The sequence below is a fragment of the Candidatus Avelusimicrobium alvi genome (assembly GCF_958451995.1).
Taxonomy (GTDB): Bacteria; Elusimicrobiota; Elusimicrobia; order Elusimicrobiales; family Elusimicrobiaceae; genus Avelusimicrobium; species Avelusimicrobium alvi.
Window position 1 is genome coordinate 21,676 of record NZ_CAUDSG010000004.1, and the last position, 17,333, is coordinate 39,008.

General features: G+C 54.1%; 16 protein-coding genes. All 16 read right to left on the reverse strand.

Annotation, left to right across the window (positions count from 1 at the left end; all coding sequences use genetic code 11):
* Positions 1–5 precede the first annotated feature (5 nt).
* Positions 6–1,502: a hypothetical protein gene (locus ACQY36_RS01590; protein ID WP_428077443.1), complete on the reverse strand. Its 1,497-nt coding sequence runs from the start codon at positions 1,500–1,502 to the stop codon at positions 6–8.
* Between the two features lie 11 nt (positions 1,503–1,513).
* On the reverse strand, positions 1,514–1,798 hold the full coding sequence (locus tag ACQY36_RS01595) for a hypothetical protein (protein WP_428072308.1): 285 nt from the start codon (positions 1,796–1,798) through the stop codon (positions 1,514–1,516).
* A gap of 8 nt (positions 1,799–1,806) precedes the next feature.
* Positions 1,807–3,372 carry a hypothetical protein gene (locus ACQY36_RS01600; RefSeq protein ID WP_428077444.1) on the reverse strand — a complete coding sequence of 522 codons (1,566 nt, stop codon included), beginning with the start codon at positions 3,370–3,372 and terminating at the stop codon, positions 1,807–1,809.
* A gap of 25 nt (positions 3,373–3,397) precedes the next feature.
* Positions 3,398–5,074, reverse strand: a complete 1,677-nt coding sequence (locus ACQY36_RS01605) for a hypothetical protein (protein WP_428077445.1) — start codon at positions 5,072–5,074, stop codon at positions 3,398–3,400.
* A 142-nt stretch (positions 5,075–5,216) separates the two neighbouring features.
* Positions 5,217–5,759 carry a hypothetical protein gene (locus ACQY36_RS01610; RefSeq protein ID WP_428055565.1) on the reverse strand — a complete coding sequence of 181 codons (543 nt, stop codon included), beginning with the start codon at positions 5,757–5,759 and terminating at the stop codon, positions 5,217–5,219.
* A gap of 2 nt (positions 5,760–5,761) precedes the next feature.
* Positions 5,762–6,874: a TadE/TadG family type IV pilus assembly protein gene (locus tag ACQY36_RS01615; RefSeq protein WP_428077446.1), complete on the reverse strand. Its 1,113-nt coding sequence runs from the start codon at positions 6,872–6,874 to the stop codon at positions 5,762–5,764.
* 4 nt (positions 6,875–6,878) lie between these two features.
* On the reverse strand, positions 6,879–7,055 hold the full coding sequence (locus ACQY36_RS01620) for a Flp family type IVb pilin (RefSeq protein WP_428055561.1): 177 nt from the start codon (positions 7,053–7,055) through the stop codon (positions 6,879–6,881).
* Between the two features lie 3 nt (positions 7,056–7,058).
* Positions 7,059–7,751, reverse strand: coding sequence for a response regulator (locus ACQY36_RS01625; protein ID WP_428055559.1), 693 nt, complete (start codon positions 7,749–7,751; stop codon positions 7,059–7,061).
* Positions 7,752–7,779: 28 nt separating this feature from the next.
* Positions 7,780–8,901, reverse strand: coding sequence for an ATP-binding protein (locus tag ACQY36_RS01630; protein ID WP_428070944.1), 1,122 nt, complete (start codon positions 8,899–8,901; stop codon positions 7,780–7,782).
* A complete protein-coding gene (locus ACQY36_RS01635) occupies positions 8,885–10,780 on the reverse strand; it encodes an ATP-binding protein (protein ID WP_428077447.1) in 1,896 nt (631 codons plus the stop codon). Before ACQY36_RS01635 ends, ACQY36_RS01630 begins: the two co-directional genes overlap by 17 nt.
* 170 nt (positions 10,781–10,950) lie before the next feature.
* Positions 10,951–11,898 carry a hypothetical protein gene (locus ACQY36_RS01640; protein ID WP_428070948.1) on the reverse strand — a complete coding sequence of 316 codons (948 nt, stop codon included), beginning with the start codon at positions 11,896–11,898 and terminating at the stop codon, positions 10,951–10,953.
* A 13-nt stretch (positions 11,899–11,911) separates the two neighbouring features.
* Entirely contained in the window at positions 11,912–12,181 is a 270-nt protein-coding gene (locus tag ACQY36_RS01645) for a hypothetical protein (RefSeq protein ID WP_428055551.1), read from the reverse strand.
* A gap of 23 nt (positions 12,182–12,204) precedes the next feature.
* Complete coding sequence (locus ACQY36_RS01650; RefSeq protein WP_428070950.1) at positions 12,205–13,314, reverse strand: HAMP domain-containing protein; 1,110 nt, start codon at positions 13,312–13,314, stop codon at positions 12,205–12,207.
* 13 nt (positions 13,315–13,327) lie between these two features.
* Positions 13,328–14,776 (reverse strand): tetratricopeptide repeat protein, encoded by a 1,449-nt coding sequence (locus tag ACQY36_RS01655; protein ID WP_428077448.1) that lies wholly within the window; start codon positions 14,774–14,776, stop codon positions 13,328–13,330.
* Between the two features lie 11 nt (positions 14,777–14,787).
* Entirely contained in the window at positions 14,788–15,678 is an 891-nt protein-coding gene (locus ACQY36_RS01660; RefSeq protein WP_428055545.1) for a type II secretion system F family protein, read from the reverse strand.
* A 2-nt stretch (positions 15,679–15,680) separates the two neighbouring features.
* A complete protein-coding gene (locus ACQY36_RS01665; RefSeq protein WP_428077449.1) occupies positions 15,681–17,306 on the reverse strand; it encodes a type II secretion system F family protein in 1,626 nt (541 codons plus the stop codon).
* Positions 17,307–17,333 lie beyond the last annotated feature (27 nt).

The following is a 17,333-nucleotide window of genomic DNA, read 5'->3' on the forward strand; positions in this document are numbered from 1 at the left end:
ATCTATTAAGATTTATTAATACCTTCCTGTATTTTAGACACCGCCACATTGGTGGCCGTGCCCACGGCCAAATTCTTGCCTTGGGAAATGACCAGCTTTTTCATCTTAGGCATAATCTTCTCAAAGAATTTGTTCAGCGGGCTTCCTTTATTGGTAAAGGCGGCCGCAACGGTCAAGCCCAGGCAGGCAATGGCGACACCGCCGATGACAGCGGCAAAGGTGGACAGGAAGCCGCCCGAAAATTCCGCCGCATATTGGCCCGCTTTAACCACCATGGCAATGGCCGTAGCCAAAGCGGCCGCAATAATAGCGCACCCGGCAATCACCAGGCCCCATCCGAAAGGCTGGGCATTTTTACCTTTAGAAATTAACTGATACCCAAACGGAATGGCCAGGGCGGTCGCCACAACGGTGCCAATCAGCAGCCAGGTAAGCGTTTTGCGCGCTTTAGCGCGTCTTTCGGCCTCTTTGTCCGTATCATCCGACCAATCGCCTACCGCTTTTAAGCGCGAAGCTTCGGGAGCTTTAAAATCGGCAGAGCCGGTTTCGCCCAACTCCACCCCGCCTTCCACAGTCATACCGCCCGAGTTCCGGGTGCTGGCCAGAAACGCGCGCGAACCTTCGTTCGCCGCACGGTTGCGATTGCCCGCCGCATCGGCGGAACGTTTGGAAATATCTTTTAAATCATTTTTCTCCCGGAAAGAACGGGCTCCGCGTCCGGTGGTGGAGTAGCGTCCGCCCGCCATAAAGGTGGAACCGTCCGCCGCGCCGCCGCGCGACAGCCCCAGCGAAGAAATCGCATTGGTACCGCTGGGCATCGCGCCGGAAAGCTGGTAACCGTCCCCGGAGCCGGAAGAACCGCCGGAAGCGCGCGAAGAGGCGCCTCTTGCGCCCGAAGCGGCGGAACCGCCGCCCACAGAACCGGCCGCCGCGTTAAACGCATTACCCGAAGCGCGGGCCATAGAAGCCGTGCCCAGCGTGGGGCGTTCCCCGCCCGCCGCGCCGGATGACGCTCCGCCGACCGCACCCGCTACGGCGCCGGGATGCACGCCGGGAGCCGAGCCGCCGGCAGCGCCGGAACCAATCGGGCCGCTGAAAACGGCTTTGTTTCCGCCCATGCCCAGGCCGTCCGTTTCGGACGTTTGGGCGGCAGAGCCAAAGGATACATTCTGTACCCGCTCCACATTATCCAAACCAAAATTATTAGAGCTTCCGCCCGCTTCCATCGCGGCGCGTTCTTCGGCGGTAGCCACCTGGTTGAGGCCGTCCTTGACGTTAATGGAGGTCAGCAGGCCGTTTCTGCGCTGGAGGCCCTCATACGAAGAATCCCTGGAAAGAGACGACAGCGAGCGGACCGCCATTTCCTGCTTGGTCTGATTGCCCGCGGCGTTATATATCGTCCCCGCGGCAAGGCCGCCCACAACAAGCGCCATTGCCGAGGTGTTGACCATGGTTAACTGGATTTTTCCAGATACACTTTTTAAGAATTTAAACAAGTTCATAAGTGTTCTCCCTACTGCTTAAACGTATCCACCGCGTTCTGCACGCCCGACTGAACCGCCTGCTGTTCCAGCGCGGCCCGGCGGTAGGCCGCTTCGCGGCGGAGCAGTTCTTCTCTGCGTTCGGCTTCCCGCCGCGTCTCTTGAATTTTTTGTTCGGCTTCCTGCACTTTGGAATACAGGTAAACCGCACCCGCCACCCATATCACGAATAATACGCAAAATACGATGCGGGCGATAATAACGCCCCTTCTGGATATGGTCCGCTGTTCAGGCATTACGAAATCTTTAAATTTCATACGGCCCCCTATTGGTTGTTGGGATTGTTAAGCGACTCTGGATCAATCCCCGGATCAGTCTTTACGGTGCCGTTAAGCAAAGCCGCCGCACCGGCGCCCAAAGCAACGCCGCCCACCGTGGCCAAAATGGCGTTCCAAGAAAGTACGCCCAAAGCCGCACCCACACCCGGAATCATACAAGTTCCCAGGCCGGCCGTCAAAATCCCGGCGATCGTTGCGCCCCAGGTGGACAATGCCTCTCCTCCGTAATTGTTCATATGGTGAATGCTTACGCCTAAAAGCGTCATCACGGGAGCAAGCGCCACCGCCAGCAAGATCGCCGCCTTAACCCACAGCGCCACACCGGCAGCCAGCGTGAACGGGTTGCTGCAAAGCGCCGCGGCCAGCGTAGACATAGCGGCAATCCACGGCATGGCGGCTAACGCCACGGGCAGGGCAATCCACAGCCACATACGAATATTTTTCTGCGATTTGTCGCGTTTGTTGGCCTGGTCTTCTATATCCATATTCCAAGTTTTCAAACCGCGCAGGTTGGCTTCGGTGGCGGCCTCAAAATCTTTAGAACCCTGCCCCTGGCCGGTGGTAACATTGTCGCCCACTACGGTCATACCGCCCGAAATACGGGTGCTGGCCAGAAACGCGCGCGAACCTTCGTTCGCCGCGCGGTTTTTATTCTTGGCCGCATCCGCGGAGCGTTTACGGATAAAGTCCAAATCTTTGCCTTCTTTAGAGCTGCGGGCGTTGCCCACCGCGGTTTCTCTATCACCGGCGAGCATTTCGTCCCTGCCAAAAGAGGAGCGGGCGCGCAGCTGCGCACCTTCGCGCGCCGCGGCGGCCTGCGCCTGAAAATTACGCACAACGGCATCCGGATCTTTCAAGATAGCGGCCGCTTCTTTGCTGTTTTTGCCGCTGTCCTGAATGGAAAAAGAGGAATTAAACGAGTTTCCCCCGCCCCCCGAAATGCCTTTGGTGGCGGCGGAAGAGCCCCAGTCGCGGGTGGCGCTGGCTAAAGTGCCCGCGGGAGCCTGCCCCGCAGGAGCCTGGCCTGCCGCCGCGGCGGCCTGCCCCTGGGCTTGCGCTTGGGCCCGGCTGACCGCCTCCGACACGCCGGCCATAGACTGCTGTACAAGCGCCATCGGGTTATTTTTCAAATCCTGTTCGTTGGCCCGATTGCCGCCCATCCCCAAGCCTTCGGTTCCGCCCATCTGGTAAGCCCGCGGGTCCGAGGGAGCGGCGGAAGACGGAATGGTAACGGAATCGTCCAACTCTTCAGCCCGCTGTTGGGCAAGCGTCATTTTTTCCGTCATCTCAATGGCTTTGGAAGGTTTCGCCCGGAAAGCGGACTGCACTTCCCCGTTTGCGCCGTATGCGCCGCCGGAAGCACCGGCCACGTATACAATTTCGCCGGGGTTATATTGTGCCGCGGGGTTAAACGCGGTATTGTCCGCAGGCGCGTCCAGATACTGCCAGGCGGCAATACCCGCAACGCCGACTACGGCCGAAAGCCCCACCGCTTGCGCGGCGGAGAGAGCCATCTTGCCGGCCCTGCCCGTAATCCATTTAAAGATATTCATAAATTCCTCCGTAACATCTTAAATATTAATTCCGTTTCCGTTTTAATAAAGTTTCTTTTACATCATTATCCACCGTTAACCCATTCACATAATCCTCATACTGGGTCTGAGTTGTAAAATCATTTGGGCTCTTAAACGAACCAGTGTTACCGCTTCCGTTATTTGACGAAGCCCCCGCAGTATTGCCGGCAGAGTATCTCTTATTGGAATGGTCGCGCTGTTTAGCATTATATGCCGTGTTATACCGCTCCTGCCGGCCCTGCGCGTATTCCGTATTTATCAATCTGCCGTCACGTTCAGATTTTAATGTCTGACGAAAAGAATTATCCATATCGTCTTCCCACGCTCTGTTCGCTTTTTGATAGCGGGCATACTTATCCTGGTCCACTGTAACCACAGCTTCTTCCGTAACACCCAATGCCAATAACTCCGAATCCGTTACCAGTTGGGTAGAAGAAGATTGATATTCAGCTGTCGGACGGGAGAATTTAGCTGAAGCTGCCGGATCGGATCCGGCCTGCCCTCTGCGGTAGGCAGCCCAATCATCACGCATAGTCAAAGTGGGATTGTCTTTAAAAGTTTGATTCAAAGAGTCCACGCTTACGCCTCTGGTCTTAGCGTATAATTCCTTATCAGTATCACTCAGCTGGTCCCAGGAGCTGCCCATAATGCGACTCGTCGTTTCCTTATCAAAGCGATTAGCCGCACTGTTGCCGCTGATAGAGCCCCACAGGGCGTCCATACCCTGGTTAATACCATTACCGATGAGATCTATTCCAATATTAACTAATCCGCTTAACAACTGTTGAAGCAGTTTGTCCCCTAATGTCTCTCTAAAATCGTCTTCGTCTGCATCTTTATCGTTTTTGGCTTTGTTGGCGGCGTCGGAAATGTCTTTACCCAGGTTGCTTAAATCCGCCGTGGACACGGGCGCATTGGTATCCAGCGCCAGGCCGCCGCTTTTGCTTAAATCCACACCGCCGTCGGTAAAGGCTTCGCTGCCCTGGACGTTACCGCCCATCAAGGCTCTTTTGGCGTTGGCGCCCTTGGAGTCTCTAAACCCGGCCGCGGCGCGGCTGGTTTGCGCAAACTGGGAAAGCGCGCGGCGCGCGTCATTATTCTTAAATTGTACGGGCAGTTCGGAGCCTTTTTCCTGGCTTTTATAAGGAGAAAAGTCCCCTCTCGGGGCGCCCCAAGAAGAGTTCACCCCGCTGCCGCCGGAGCGGCTCATGCTGGCCGAACCCAGCTGCCCCACTTGCGTCGGACCCGCGCTTCCGGCTCCTCCGCCGGCGTAGCCGCCGGAATAACCGCCGCCCGAATAGCCGGCGTAACCGCCGTCAGCCGAAGCGTCCGTCTCCGCGCCGTCGCCGCCTTCCTCGGCGGCTTTCGCGGCGTCTTCTTCCTGGCGGGCTTCTTTTTCCGCCGAAGTGTAGAGCATCGTGGAATTATTGCCCTGCATATCCGGATACTTGGAAGCAAGCAGGTATTCTTCCGCTTCGTCGTTGATGAAGGGCATTTGGGCCAAATCGTAGCCGCGGGTGTTGAGCCCGTCAAAGGACGTATCGTCAGCATCCCCCATAAAAGAAGCCAGCGTGATAAGCGCAATAAAACACACTATCACGATGGCGCCCCAGGTGTAAGCCTGTTTTTTGTCCATCTTGTTAATCTTCTGGAATACGTTTCCCGGTTTTAATTTAAACATATAAAACCCCTTATATATAATAATAAAAACTACTCTTGTTGACCCGTACCCGCAGGTACGCTCAAACACAGAGTTATCACTTGCTTGCTACTAGTAGTATAGGCAGAAAATACCCCTTTGTCAAGAGTATTTTCCCATACGGCTACCGCCCTTCCGGGCGCTGGTACGGGGCCGGGCGTTCGTTATGGCCCACATACTTAATCACTTCCACCTCGCCGCCCGTTTCGCATAGAAACATATAGCCTTTAAGGCATTTGGCGTCCCGGTCGCACACCTGGTCCTTATTGTAATTGCACAAAAAGCGGATGCGCGGCGGTTTGGTGCGCGCGGTCAAAACAACTTTTGTCCACGTGCCGGAAGTTTCAATATCCATTTTCAGTTCGTTTAAGCTCAAAAATTTACGCATACCCTCGTTGTCAAAACCCAGGTAGCTTTCCACTTTGCGCTGAATGTCCTTTTTCAAAAAGCGTCTGTCCCACGTATTGGCGTAATAATCCGTTTCGTGGGACTGCAGCTGAAAGCGGCGCGCCGCATAATAGCCGGCGATTTCCATTTTTTGGCTTAAAATGAGCAGACCGAAAATTTTGATAATAAACAAAATAAAAATGACAAACAGCGGAAACAACAGCACGACTTCGGTGGTCGCCTGTCCTTTCCTGGAGCGCAGAGAAAAAAGTTTGTTCATCATTACGGGTTAAGCGTTACGGTGTATTTCGGCAGCGGGTTGGGCCACACGCAGTTGTTTCCCGCGCGGGGGCATTCCAGCACCGCCGTATTACGCACGTACGGTTTATATTTTTGTTCCAAATTGATATTAAAATGGTTTTTCGGCAATTTAAACGGCTGTTTAAGCACCACGCCGCGGGCCAGCGTGCGCAGCTTGCTGCGGGAGCTCGGCTCCAGATACGCAAACTGGAACAGCTTGGTCTTAATAACTTCCGTCATCGGCAAATCCAGGTTCAGCGCGCCGCCGTGCTCGCCGCTGAATCCGGAATCAGACCCGTAGAAGCGAATCTTGTCCAGCTCAAACGGTTTGGTGCGCAAATCAATATACGGCCGCAGCTGGGCCGCGCTTTGGCGGGCGCAGTCCGACTTTTTGCAATCGTTGGTATTCAGGTAATACGCCTCGCGGAACATAATGGCGTTTTTGCTTACCTCTTTGTACACATACGACTGGGATTCATAAATGGACCCCACGCGCACATACGTTTCCAAATAGTTCTGAATCACCAGCGTACCGAACTTCAAGGCCGGGAAATAGTAATCGTTGACGAGCGACTTGCTCATCACGGGCACCCATTCGTCCGAACCCGGGGCGCGGGGCTGGTCTTTTTCCCAATCGCCGCGGGGATATTCTTCGTTGGACGAGTCGTAATGTACGCCCCAGTCCACGGATTCGGCTTTAGGCGGCCCGTTAATACCTGTATAGTAATCGGGGCCGATAGCGGGCACGCCGCCGCCGTGATAGAACAGCTCAAAAATAGAAATCGGCTGGCGGCCGCGCTGGGCTGCGGTTTCCGTCGGATTTACTTTTTGGTCTTTGTAATACAGCATCACGCGGTACGGGAGCGGCCCGTTGGCCAGCGCCACCGCGTTTAAATACGTGCTGGCGGCGGACAGCTGGGAATAGGCGGCGTTATCCAGCGCAAACTGCTGGCGGACCTTGGTCATAGACACTTTGGCCGTTTCAAACAGCAGATAAATCACCAGGATGAAAATAGGCGCAAGCAGCACCGAAGGCAGCAAAATCTGCGCCTTTCGGTCCTGCAACTTCCAAACGGCCCGGCGTATCAAGTGCATAGAATCAGCTCGTGAGCAGTTGCCCGATAAACGTAAAGAAAAAACGCACGATGTGCGTGTGAAACGCGGTTAAAAAGGCCGACAGCACGACGACAATCGTCGCGAGCATAAGCACGTACTCAATCGTCGCCTGCCCCTGTTGGCGGCGCAAACGGCGCGCGGCCGGCCTTTGAAAACGCATAGATTACTCTCCGTCGTTATCGTCCGGAACCACGGTTCCTTCCGACGAAATCAGCCCTTTCTCAATGGCTTTTACCACCGCTTCGGTGCGGCTGCTGACGCCTAATTTGTGAAAAGCGCTGTTTAAATGGTTTTTAATGGTTTTTACGCTGCAGTTAAGCTCTTTGGCGAGCTCTTTATTGCTGAGCCCTTTGCCCAAAAAGTCCATCACCTTGATTTCGGTTTTGGTCAGCGTGGCCTGCGAAGGCATACCGCCGTCGCCCATTTTGCGCAGTCCGTGGAGCAGTTTGCCCATCAGCTGCTGGGGAATCATCAGCCCTTCGCTGGTAAACGTTTTGATGGAGTTGACCAGTTCGGCCGCGGGCAGCATTTTGGACAAATAGCCGTTGGCGCCCGCCTGAATGGCGTCCAGCACGTGGGCTTCGTCTTCAAAGCTGGAAAGCATCAGCACATTGACTTCGGGGCACGACTGGCGGATTTGGCGCGTGGCGTTAATACCGTCCATCTTGGGCAGTTTAATATCCATCAGCACCACATCGGGTTTTAACTTCTTGGCTTTGGCCACCGCTTCCAGCCCGTCGGCGGCTTCCCCTACGACTTCAATCCATTTTTCCCCGGTAAGTACGTCTTTGATACCTTCCCGGAACAGAGTCTGGTCATCGGCGATAAGCACTGTAACTTTTTTCTTCTTGTTCATTGGCATACTCCCCTAACGTTGTTAAATTCTAAGAATTTGCGACGGGCAGCGTGAAGTTAAACGACGCCCCTTTACCCAATCCTTCGCTGTGCGCCCAAATCCGGCCGCCGTGGTTGGCAATAATATCCTTGGCGATGGAAAGCCCCAGCCCCAGCCGTCCCACGCGGCTCTTGTCGCCCACTTGGGTAAAACTGGTGAACAGGTTGGGCGCCTGTTCGGGGTCAATACCGTCCCCCGAGTCCGTTACGGACACTTTAGCATTTTTTTCATCTATTTTGCTAACGACAATTTCAATCGTGCCGTTGTCGGGCGTATGGCGCACGGCGTTTTCCAAAATGTTGGAAATAACCTGCCGGATGCGTTTTTCATCGGCAAACACCGGCACCGCGCCGCAGCTTTCAAACGTCACGCGGATATTGCGCTTGGCGCCTTTGGCCCGGAAAATTTCGGCCGTTTTCTTTAAGCTTTCCGTCAGCTCAAAGCGGGCTTTTTCAATGCGGAGCTTGCCCTTTTCAATGGCGGCCCAGTCCACCAGGTCCTTAATCAAATGCTCAATTTGGCTGACCGACTCGTCCATAAACATCATTTTTTTCTTCTGGTCCTCGTCGGGAGTCATTTTCTTTTTGAGCATATCAAAGCTCATTTTAAGCGTCATCAGAGAGTTGGACAAGTCGTGCGATACGATGGAAAAGAATTTGGATTTCATATTGTTCAGCCGGTCCAAATCCTCGTTGCGCGTCTTTAACTGCGCGAGCAGTTCCTTGTTGCTCTGTTCCAGGAAATACTTGTCCAGCGCGCGGTTGATGGTGCGTTTTAAATAGTCAAAATCCACGGGCTTAATCAAGAAGTCGTACACGGATTCCTGCATGGCTTCCATAATGGCGTTTAACGAAGCGTACGCCGTAATCATAATAATCTGCGTATCCTGGTTAAACGAGCGGATCTTGCGGATTAAGTCCAGCCCGGTTTCGCCCGGCAAGTTATAATCCATCAAAATGACGTTGAAAAATTCGCTCGCGCAAATTTCCAGACATTCGGCGGCATTCCCCGCCTGATAGACTTTATAACCTTCAATTTCAAGCAAATCCACCAGCGTTTCGCGCAGGTTGTTGTCATCGTCTACGACTAAAATTTTAACTTGCTTCTCCATAATTGGTATCTCCGGGTTTTCTGTATATTTTTAGGTAAATCTGAAAACAGGTGCCTTTGCCGGGCGCGCTGTTGATAAACAGCTTGCCTTTATGCCGGCTGACGGCTTTGCCCACCACCGCAAGCCCCAGGCCCGTGCCGCGGGCCTTGGTGGTAAAAAACGGCGAAAACATCTTCCGGCGCACCTCTTCGCTAAGGCCGGGGCCTTCGTCCGCCACAAAAATGCACACCATGCGGCGCCCCACTTTCGTACCCACCGTCAGCTTGCCGCCGCCGGGCATGGCTTCCACCGCGTTGGAAACCACGTTGCGGATAGCCTGCTTGATTTCCTCCGCATCCACTTTAATGCGTACGGTTTCCGGGTCCAGCCGGTCTTCCAGCTTAATGCCGGGAATGAACGGATACGAAAGCAAAATTTCGCGCAGGTAGCTGTTTAAATCAATGGTGGTTAAAATCAGTTCGCGCGTGCGGGCGTACCCCAGCACCTCGCTGATAATGCTGTTGGCCTGTTTGATTTCCGCCTCAATAATGCCAAACTGTTTGACCAGCTTCGGGTCCGGCGACGTAACCAGCATTTTAATCAGACGCGTGGCGTTGCTGATTACAGCCAGCGGGTTGCGGATTTCGTGGCTGATGATGGAAGCCATCTGCCCGATGGCGGCCAACCGCTCGGATTTGACCAGCTCGCTCGTGGCGGCCTTTAACTCGTGCGTGCGTTCTTCCACGCGCTTTTCAAGCGCCTGGTTCATGCGGGCCAGTTCCTGCTGCGTGCGGATCAGCTCCTGCCGGCGCGCGTGCAAGGCAGCGGACATATCCACAAACGCCGCCGCCAGCTCGCCGATTTCGTTATTGGGGATTTCCACGTCTTCTTTTTGTACGACAAAATCGTCATTTTCGCGCTGTTTTACCGCCGCCGTGCGCAAACGCTCCAGCGGGCGCGTAATGGGCTTAATGACCCAGTAGCTCACCACCACCACAAACACCAGCATCGCCAAAAGAAGCACCAGCACGTCCCAGAGAGAATTAAAAGTGCTCTCCACAAACAGCTGCGCCGCCACATTGGCGGGCTGGTCCACATACACTTTCCAGCCGGGCAGGGACAGGTTGGCCGCCGCCACCAAAATCTTTTCGCCGCCGGGCAGCGTTACCTCGCCGCTGCGGCGGTCTCCCAGCTGCTCGTTAATCACGCGCACTTTTTCCGCCATTTCCGGCTGGACCTCCTGAGAGAGACCATCCGGCGCGCCGTTATACGAAACGATTTCCCCGCTGTCCGTGGCAATAATCGCGTTCATATCCAGCGGATACGCCTGCGACAGAGATTCCCCCATCTCTTTCAAATCCATCTCCGCCACCAGCACGCCCGAAACCTGCGCATCCCCCAAATGCTGGCGGACCGGAAACGCCATCAGCGCAAACATACCGTTTTTCATATGGTATACGTCGCTGATATAGTCTTCCCCGCGCCGGACGCAGGTCTCCAAAATCTCCGGCAGAATATCGTTGTAATTCACTAAAGGGGCCGCCCTGCCCGAAGAAAAAAGCTGTTTGCCCGCCGGGCTCAGCACCGCCAGGTAAAAGATGGACGGGTTGCGCATGCGCAGGTAGTTTAAATCCGGCTCGTTGATAAAATCGTGGCCGCCCAAATCGGTATGCAAATCCACAAAGACGGAAAACAGCTGCGCTTTGCGGTTAATATGCGCGCGCGCGACGGAAGCCAGCCGGCTGGCCACCGTTTGTTGTTTTTGCAAAATTTCGTTCTTTAAAATGCGGCTGTCCACCCCCATCACGTGGTAGCCGATAATGACCACCGGCACAATGGAAATCAGGATAAGCACAAACACCGCTTTAGAGAATAAACCGCTTAGTCTTTTTACTTTCATATTGGGAACGGATTGTCGTCGGGGCGGAGCGTTTTTCTTCCGGCGCTCCCGCCCGGGCCTTCCGAAACGGCCGGGTCATCCGCCGTAAAACCGGCCTATCACCCGGACACTTCTGGAAAACGGGGGCCGGGATACGTCCCAGCCCCCGTTTCGGCTTTAAATTCAGTTGCTTAGCAGCTGCCGGCGGGAGCCGCGGCTCCGGGCTGGGCGCTGTTGGGGTTTAAGAATTCAAACCCGGGAATCTGCGAAGCGGAACCAAAGTCCAGCTGCACTTTGCCTTCCCACAGGAAAGACGGCGAGGCGTTGATGCCGTATTCCTGGGAATACTTGGCTTCTTCTTTCAAGAGTTCAATGCCTTCTTTGTCAAATTTCTTCATAATTTTTTTGCTGTTGATGCCGGCTTCTTCCATCGCTTTATCCCAGCGGCTGGAGCGGTAATCTTTGTTGCGGATTTCCAGGTATTTCCAGAATTTTTCCGGGTAATACTTCGCAATCAGCAGCTGGCGGACGTTTTCTTCCCATTCGCCGGAACCGTGCAGGCTGGAGAAACCGTCTTTGTCGCTGTAGCTTACGATATAGCGGATTTTGATTTCTTTGTCAGCCGGCAGTTTGCCGTCTTTCTGGGCCTGGATGACCATATTTTCCGCCATCGCGCCGTAAGGGCACTGGGACATAACAAAAATTTCCATCACGCCCGGTTTGGCGGTTTTGCCGTTGTACACGCCCTGGCGGGTCTGGTGCGGCAGGATGATGAAATCGGCGTTTTCCTGCGCGTAACCGTACTGGAGATGTTTTTCCAGCTTGGTGCGAATAGCGTCCGTTTTCTTAATCAGGTAAAGCGGCAGAAAGCTGTAGTCCAGATTCGCCAGCTTCGGGTCGGCCGCCGCGTCTTTATAAGACACATTGGTCACAGACGGTTCGGCGTCCAAAAACTGGGCGATGCCGGCGGTCAGCTGGGCGTCTTCTTTGCCGGCGGCGTATTCGTCGGATTCCACAATAATGAATTCCGCTTTGGCTTTGGCCGGGGCCTTGGCGGCTTTGGCCGCCTTTTTAGCCGGAGCGGCGAAAGCAACGCCCGCTACGGCACATACAACGAGTAACGTTAATAATTTTTTCATCAACCCTTCTCTCCTATTTATCTTCCAATTCTACGCGCACGCCGCGAATGCCTACGGCGCACAGCAAATTATACGCCAGCAAGAAAAACACCGACGATACCAAAAAGAGCAGCGTGCTCTGGATGGCGCGCATCACGAGCCCCATCACGTAGGCTGCGTTGACGACGGCGTCCGGGTTGAACACTTCCATAAAAGCGCTCAGAAGCATCACCACGAACACGGCCAGCGGAAACACGGAAAACAATACCGTTGAAATGCCAATTTTTTTGATTTCTACTTTCATAGTTTCTCCTAAATCAGATTCCCTTATTTTTCGGGTTCCAGCACCAGCACGATGCGATTCTTTCCGGCATCATCGGGCAACTGCACGGCTTTCACCAAACATTTTACATTTTTATTGATGACCGTGCCGCGCAAAACTTTCGTCGGGTTCTCAAGCGCTTCCCCCACCACCTGAATAATTTCCTGCTGACGGCCGTCAAAAATATCCAGCAGGTGCACGCGCTCTTTGCCCGGCACTTTTAATTCAAAATTGGTATAGAGAATGTTGTTGTTCTCGTCAATAACCAGGGCGCGGGAGCCTTTGGGCACCGTAACCGCCAAAATGGTTTTCCACCAGCGCTGTTCCTTTTCCAGGGACATAATTTCCACGTTTTCCAGGCTCTTGATGTCCGCGCGGATTTTGGCCAGCAGCGAAACAATCGCCGCCGCCACGTCGCCGATTTCGTCCCGGCGCGCGGAGAAGGAAAGCTCCAGGTTATTGAGCGAAACGGCTTCCACACTGTCTTTCAGTGCATTTAACGGGCGCAGAATTTTAAGCAACAGGAACAAATACAGCACCCCGCCGATGAGCAAAATCATAATAAACGCGCCGAACGCGTAGCGTACCATAGATGAATGAATCAGCTTTTTGGCGCTCTCGCGCGATACGGTAACGTTCACCACGCCGGCTACGGTATTACCTTTGGCTAACAGCGGAATGGCCATATCGTAATAGTCGCCGCTGCCGAACAGAATGGCGCGGGGCAGGCCGTCGCGGATGGCCTGCACGACGGAGTTCGTGTCAAAACCGACGGAGTTGTTATAGTCCGAGTACGACATGCGCAGAAACTTGGTGTTCTCGTGCCAGCGGATAGACCCGTCGTAATTGAGATAGACGAGGCTTTTGATGCGGTCGTCGTTGCGCTGAAGGCCTTTCATAATTTCGGCCTCGCGGAACGTGGCTTCGCCTTTCGGGCGGGACGCCAGCCACTGCACCAACGTCGGCGCGCGGAAACGCACCATTTCCACCATTTCGTTTTGGAGTTTTTTGTCAAAAACGAATTTAAACAAATTGTAATAGAAGAGGCCGCCGATAATGGACGCGTATACCGTTACCAGCACGAACCATAAGACCCATTTGGATGTAAGTTTCATATTTTCCGGTCCCCTATCTCATCAACTCTTCCACTTTGCGAAGGCCCAAATCGGCGTCGCTGTTGCCCGGGTCAAGCTGTTTGGCCACAATCCAGGCCTGGCGGGCGCGTTCGTAATCGTCTTGGTTGAAAGCGTCCAGGCCTTCAATATATTTGGCGCGGGAAGCGGCGCTGGCTTCGGCCGACACGCGGTTGACCGTTCCGCCCAAAGTAGGCAGCGTTTCGTTGGCGCCCACTCCGCCCACGGACGAACCGATGCCGCCGGACGTGCCGGGGGTGCCGGTGGAACCGGGGATCAGCGTACCGCCGGGAAGTCCGGGCACGTTGCCGTCCACGGTAACGGTTTCAATCGGCTCTTTGTCTAATTGTTCGGCCTGCTGGTTGGCCTGTTCTTCGGCCTTCTGGGCGGCTTCTTCCGCCCGCTGCGCGGCCTGTTCGGCCTGGATGGCCTGCTGCTGTTTGACGCGCAAATGGTTTTCTTTGGCGTTGCGCGCGCGTTTAATCAGGCCGTCCATCGTCGTAGAATCCGCGCCCCATTTTTTGGCGTTGGTCCAATACGCGATGGCCTGGTCAAAACGGTTGGAGTTATACGATTTGTTGCCCGCATTGTAATAACCGCCCGCAATTTCGTTTTTCAGCTGGGACATATACTTCTGCACGCGCGGATCGCCGGGCTGGATTTTCGTAATACGTTCAAACACCGCGTACGATTCCACAAACTGGCCTTTGTTATAAAAGTCCAGCGCCTGCTTCATGGAATCGGCCACCTGCTGTTTGCGCAGTTTGTTTTCCGTATCCGCAATTTTCGCCACCAGCTTCGGATCGTCCTTGCGCATCAGCAGCGCGTTATACCAGGCGTCCAAAGCTTTTTGATAATCGTTCTGGGCGTAGGCTTCGTCGCCGCGGCGGGTATATTCTTTGGCGATGTCGTAATCAATTTTGCGTTTCCAGGCCTGGGCTTTGGAGTTGCCGGGCTGGATGGTTAAAATTTCATTTAATTTATCGTTGGCTTCCACCAGGCGGCCGCTGTCGTAGAGGCGGATGGTTTCCTGGAATTTGGCCTCAATCACTTCGGCCTCCGAGGTCGTGCCGTACGTGCCCATGTGGCTGGCTTGTTTGGCAAGCGTCTGGGCCTGTTTAAAGTTCGGGTCAATGCTCAGGATGGTTTGGGCCATTTCCTGCGCGCGCTGGTAATCCCCGCGTTTATAGAGGAGGTACGCGTTTTCGTACACCATGCGCAACGTATAATTCTGGATGCGCTGTTTTTCCAGCTGCACGGTGGAAAGATACTGTTTTTTTTCTTCCACGTCGTTTAACGTTCCCATGGAAATTTTGCTCAAATCCAGCAGCATGCCTTCTTCTTTGCCGTGCTGGCGGACGGGAACTTCTTTACGGAAAGTAGCCGCCTGGGCGGAGGCCGCCGCAAGAGCCAAAACCAACGCTAATGTGAAATGTTTTTTCATACGTTTATCCTCTAGAATCCCATGCCGCCGCTGACAAGGCCCATAATCATCGGGGCTAAAATTAAAATAAAAATCGTCGGGAAAATGAACATAAAGAGCGGGAACAGCATTTTGGTGGACGCCTGGGCCGCCAGCTTTTCGGCGCGGCTTAAACGGCGCGAGCGCAAGTCGGACGAGAAGTTGCGCAGCAGGTCCACCAGGCTGGTACCGAGTTCGTCGGACTGAATAATCAGCCCGACCAAAGAGCGCACTTCCTGCACCCCGGTGCGCGCCGAAAAGCGTTCCAGCGCTTCTCTGCGCGAGTAACCCAGCTTAATTTCGTTAATCGTCTTGTCCAGCTCTTCTTCCAAAATCGTCTTTTCCTTGGCGATTTTAATGATTCTTTCAAAAGCGGTTAAATAGTCCAGACCGGACTCAATAATCAGCGCGGCCAGGTCCACCGTCGTGGAGAAGTTGCCCAAAATTTCCGCCTGGCGTTTTTGGATTTTGCTTTTAATCAACACGTCGGGCACCATAAAGCACACGGGCACCAAAATCACCGGCCAGACGGCCTGGAACAGCAGCATAATCGCCGCCGGGATGGCCAGGGCCGCAATGATTTTAGTATATAAAATATCCACGGGCTGCGGATTGTCCGGGCTGCCCAGCTGCATATGCATTTCTTCCAGGCTTTTTTCCAGGTGGAAGTTATGCAGGCAGAAAACGGCCAGCCGGTCCATCATCTTTTCTTCGGGTTTTAAGCGCGCAAAGCTGGAGGTGGATTTAAAACGGCGCACGGCCACGTCCACGATTTCCTCTTTTTTGCCTTTCGGCGCAAGCAAGCCGAAGATGGCCAGGAAAATGGAGAACATCCCCACCGCCAGCAGTAAATTAAGCCCTAACGTAAACGCTAAACTGTTCATAATTATACCCGCACTTCTCCCATCTTTTTAAGCACTTTCATGCCGATGCCGATCCAGATGATACAGAACACAAACACAAACAGGCCCACCGGGCTGGTGTAGAACGAAATCATCTGCGTCGGGTTGAAGATGAACATCACCAGCATCATCACAAACGGCATAATGCTGACCACGATGGACTGGATTTTTTGCTGCGCGGTCATGGCCTGCAGTTTTTCTTCCAGTTTGCTTTCCTCGCGGATGTTTTCCACCAGACGCGCAAAGATGACGGTTAAGTTACCGCCGACCTGGCGCTGAATGATGATGGCTTTAATAATATACGAAAGCATACGGCTTTCCACGCGGTCCGACAGACCGTCAAGCGCTTTTTCAAACGGGGTGCCCAGCTGGTAGTTTTTCACCACCAGGCCGAATTCGTCGGCAATCGGGGGCAGCATATCTTTGGAAACCAATTCAAACCCCTGCACGATATCCATGCCCGAACGCAGCGAGTTGGAAAGCAGAATCAGCGAGTCCATCAGCTGGTTGTTGATGCGCTTGCCGCGGCTCTTTTTAAGCGCGTCCAGCACGGCGGCGGGCATACGAATGCTGATTACGCCGCCCATAAACACCACGAGCAGGAACAGGAACACGCCCAAAAAGCCCCCCGCCATCAGCCCCATCAGCAGGCCGGCGACGGCAAACAGCCCCACGGTGCCGAAAACGATGTATTTAATATCAATGGTAACGAACTGGCGGTTGAAATCTTCCGCCCACACCAGGCTTTTTTCTTTATATTCCGCCACCATATGCAGGATATTTTCGCGCTTGTTTTCAAGCAGCAGATACACCGCCAGCCCGGCCAAAGCGGAACCCAGCACAATCAAAATCAGGCTGACCAGACGGTCCGCCGTGGTGGTTTTGTAAATATCCGGTTTGGGCGGATAAACGGGAATCGGCGTGCCCATAAACTGCGAGAACAGGTGGTTGGACAGCACCACCACCGCCATGACGGACTGGCGGTATTTGTTTTCGCGCTGGGAAATGCCGCTGGAAAAGGACTCAATCGTGCTGAAAAATTCGTTATTAATTAATTCAAAGGTGGAAAGCATGGAACGCGCACGCCCTTCCATACTGTCTTTCATAATCAGCAGCTGCTGGCCGCGCAGCAAGTCTTTATTCAGGCGGTCCAGCGTGGCCATCAAATTGATGCGGTTGCCCACAAAGCCGCGCGAAAGCTGTTCAAGCACTACGGGCTGGCTGGGATCAAGCGATTTGTCGGCGCGGTCCAAATACAAATACACGTTGGAAAACGCCTGGCGCCACAAGTCCACCTCGCTGTATGTGCCTTCGTTCGGGACATAGACGACTTTATTTTTGTCCATACGCGCGAGTTCGTCGGCAAACCACTTGGGCATGGTAACTTTCCGCCCGGCCGACGCGCCGCACACCTGCGGCAGCGTGTAGACTTTCTTATCCGCCGGAAGATTCACGTCAAAAAATTCCGCCAGAATACGCATTTTTTCCTGGGCGCACTGAATGCGCGCGCGGTCCTGCTTGCCCAGCGCGCGGGCTTCCAAGCCCTGCGGCGCGGCAAACACCGCCAGACACAAAACGCCCAACAGAAAAACGTGAACTTTTTTCGTCATATCAAACCTTGTCCCAAACATTGTAAA

Excerpts from the sequence above, each read along its gene's own strand:
- ACQY36_RS01620 (WP_428055561.1), bottom strand. The coding sequence starts at position 7,055 with ATGCGTTTTCAAAGGCCGGCCGCGCGCCGTTTGCGCCGCCAACAGGGG.
- ACQY36_RS01605 (WP_428077445.1), bottom strand. The coding sequence starts at position 5,074 with ATGTTTAAATTAAAACCGGGAAACGTATTCCAGAAGATTAACAAGATG.
- ACQY36_RS01615 (WP_428077446.1), bottom strand. The coding sequence starts at position 6,874 with ATGCACTTGATACGCCGGGCCGTTTGGAAGTTGCAGGACCGAAAGGCG.
- ACQY36_RS01635 (WP_428077447.1), bottom strand. The coding sequence starts at position 10,780 with ATGAAAGTAAAAAGACTAAGCGGTTTATTCTCTAAAGCGGTGTTTGTG.
- ACQY36_RS01590 (WP_428077443.1), bottom strand. The coding sequence starts at position 1,502 with ATGAACTTGTTTAAATTCTTAAAAAGTGTATCTGGAAAAATCCAGTTA.
- ACQY36_RS01595 (WP_428072308.1), bottom strand. The coding sequence starts at position 1,798 with ATGAAATTTAAAGATTTCGTAATGCCTGAACAGCGGACCATATCCAGA.
- ACQY36_RS01630 (WP_428070944.1), bottom strand. The coding sequence starts at position 8,901 with ATGGAGAAGCAAGTTAAAATTTTAGTCGTAGACGATGACAACAACCTG.
- ACQY36_RS01600 (WP_428077444.1), bottom strand. The coding sequence starts at position 3,372 with ATGAATATCTTTAAATGGATTACGGGCAGGGCCGGCAAGATGGCTCTC.
- ACQY36_RS01645 (WP_428055551.1), bottom strand. The coding sequence starts at position 12,181 with ATGAAAGTAGAAATCAAAAAAATTGGCATTTCAACGGTATTGTTTTCC.
- ACQY36_RS01625 (WP_428055559.1), bottom strand. The coding sequence starts at position 7,751 with ATGAACAAGAAGAAAAAAGTTACAGTGCTTATCGCCGATGACCAGACT.
- ACQY36_RS01610 (WP_428055565.1), bottom strand. The coding sequence starts at position 5,759 with ATGAACAAACTTTTTTCTCTGCGCTCCAGGAAAGGACAGGCGACCACC.
- ACQY36_RS01640 (WP_428070948.1), bottom strand. The coding sequence starts at position 11,898 with ATGAAAAAATTATTAACGTTACTCGTTGTATGTGCCGTAGCGGGCGTT.
- ACQY36_RS01650 (WP_428070950.1), bottom strand. The coding sequence starts at position 13,314 with ATGAAACTTACATCCAAATGGGTCTTATGGTTCGTGCTGGTAACGGTA.
- ACQY36_RS01665 (WP_428077449.1), bottom strand. The coding sequence starts at position 17,306 with ATGACGAAAAAAGTTCACGTTTTTCTGTTGGGCGTTTTGTGTCTGGCG.
- ACQY36_RS01655 (WP_428077448.1), bottom strand. The coding sequence starts at position 14,776 with ATGAAAAAACATTTCACATTAGCGTTGGTTTTGGCTCTTGCGGCGGCC.
- ACQY36_RS01660 (WP_428055545.1), bottom strand. The coding sequence starts at position 15,678 with ATGAACAGTTTAGCGTTTACGTTAGGGCTTAATTTACTGCTGGCGGTG.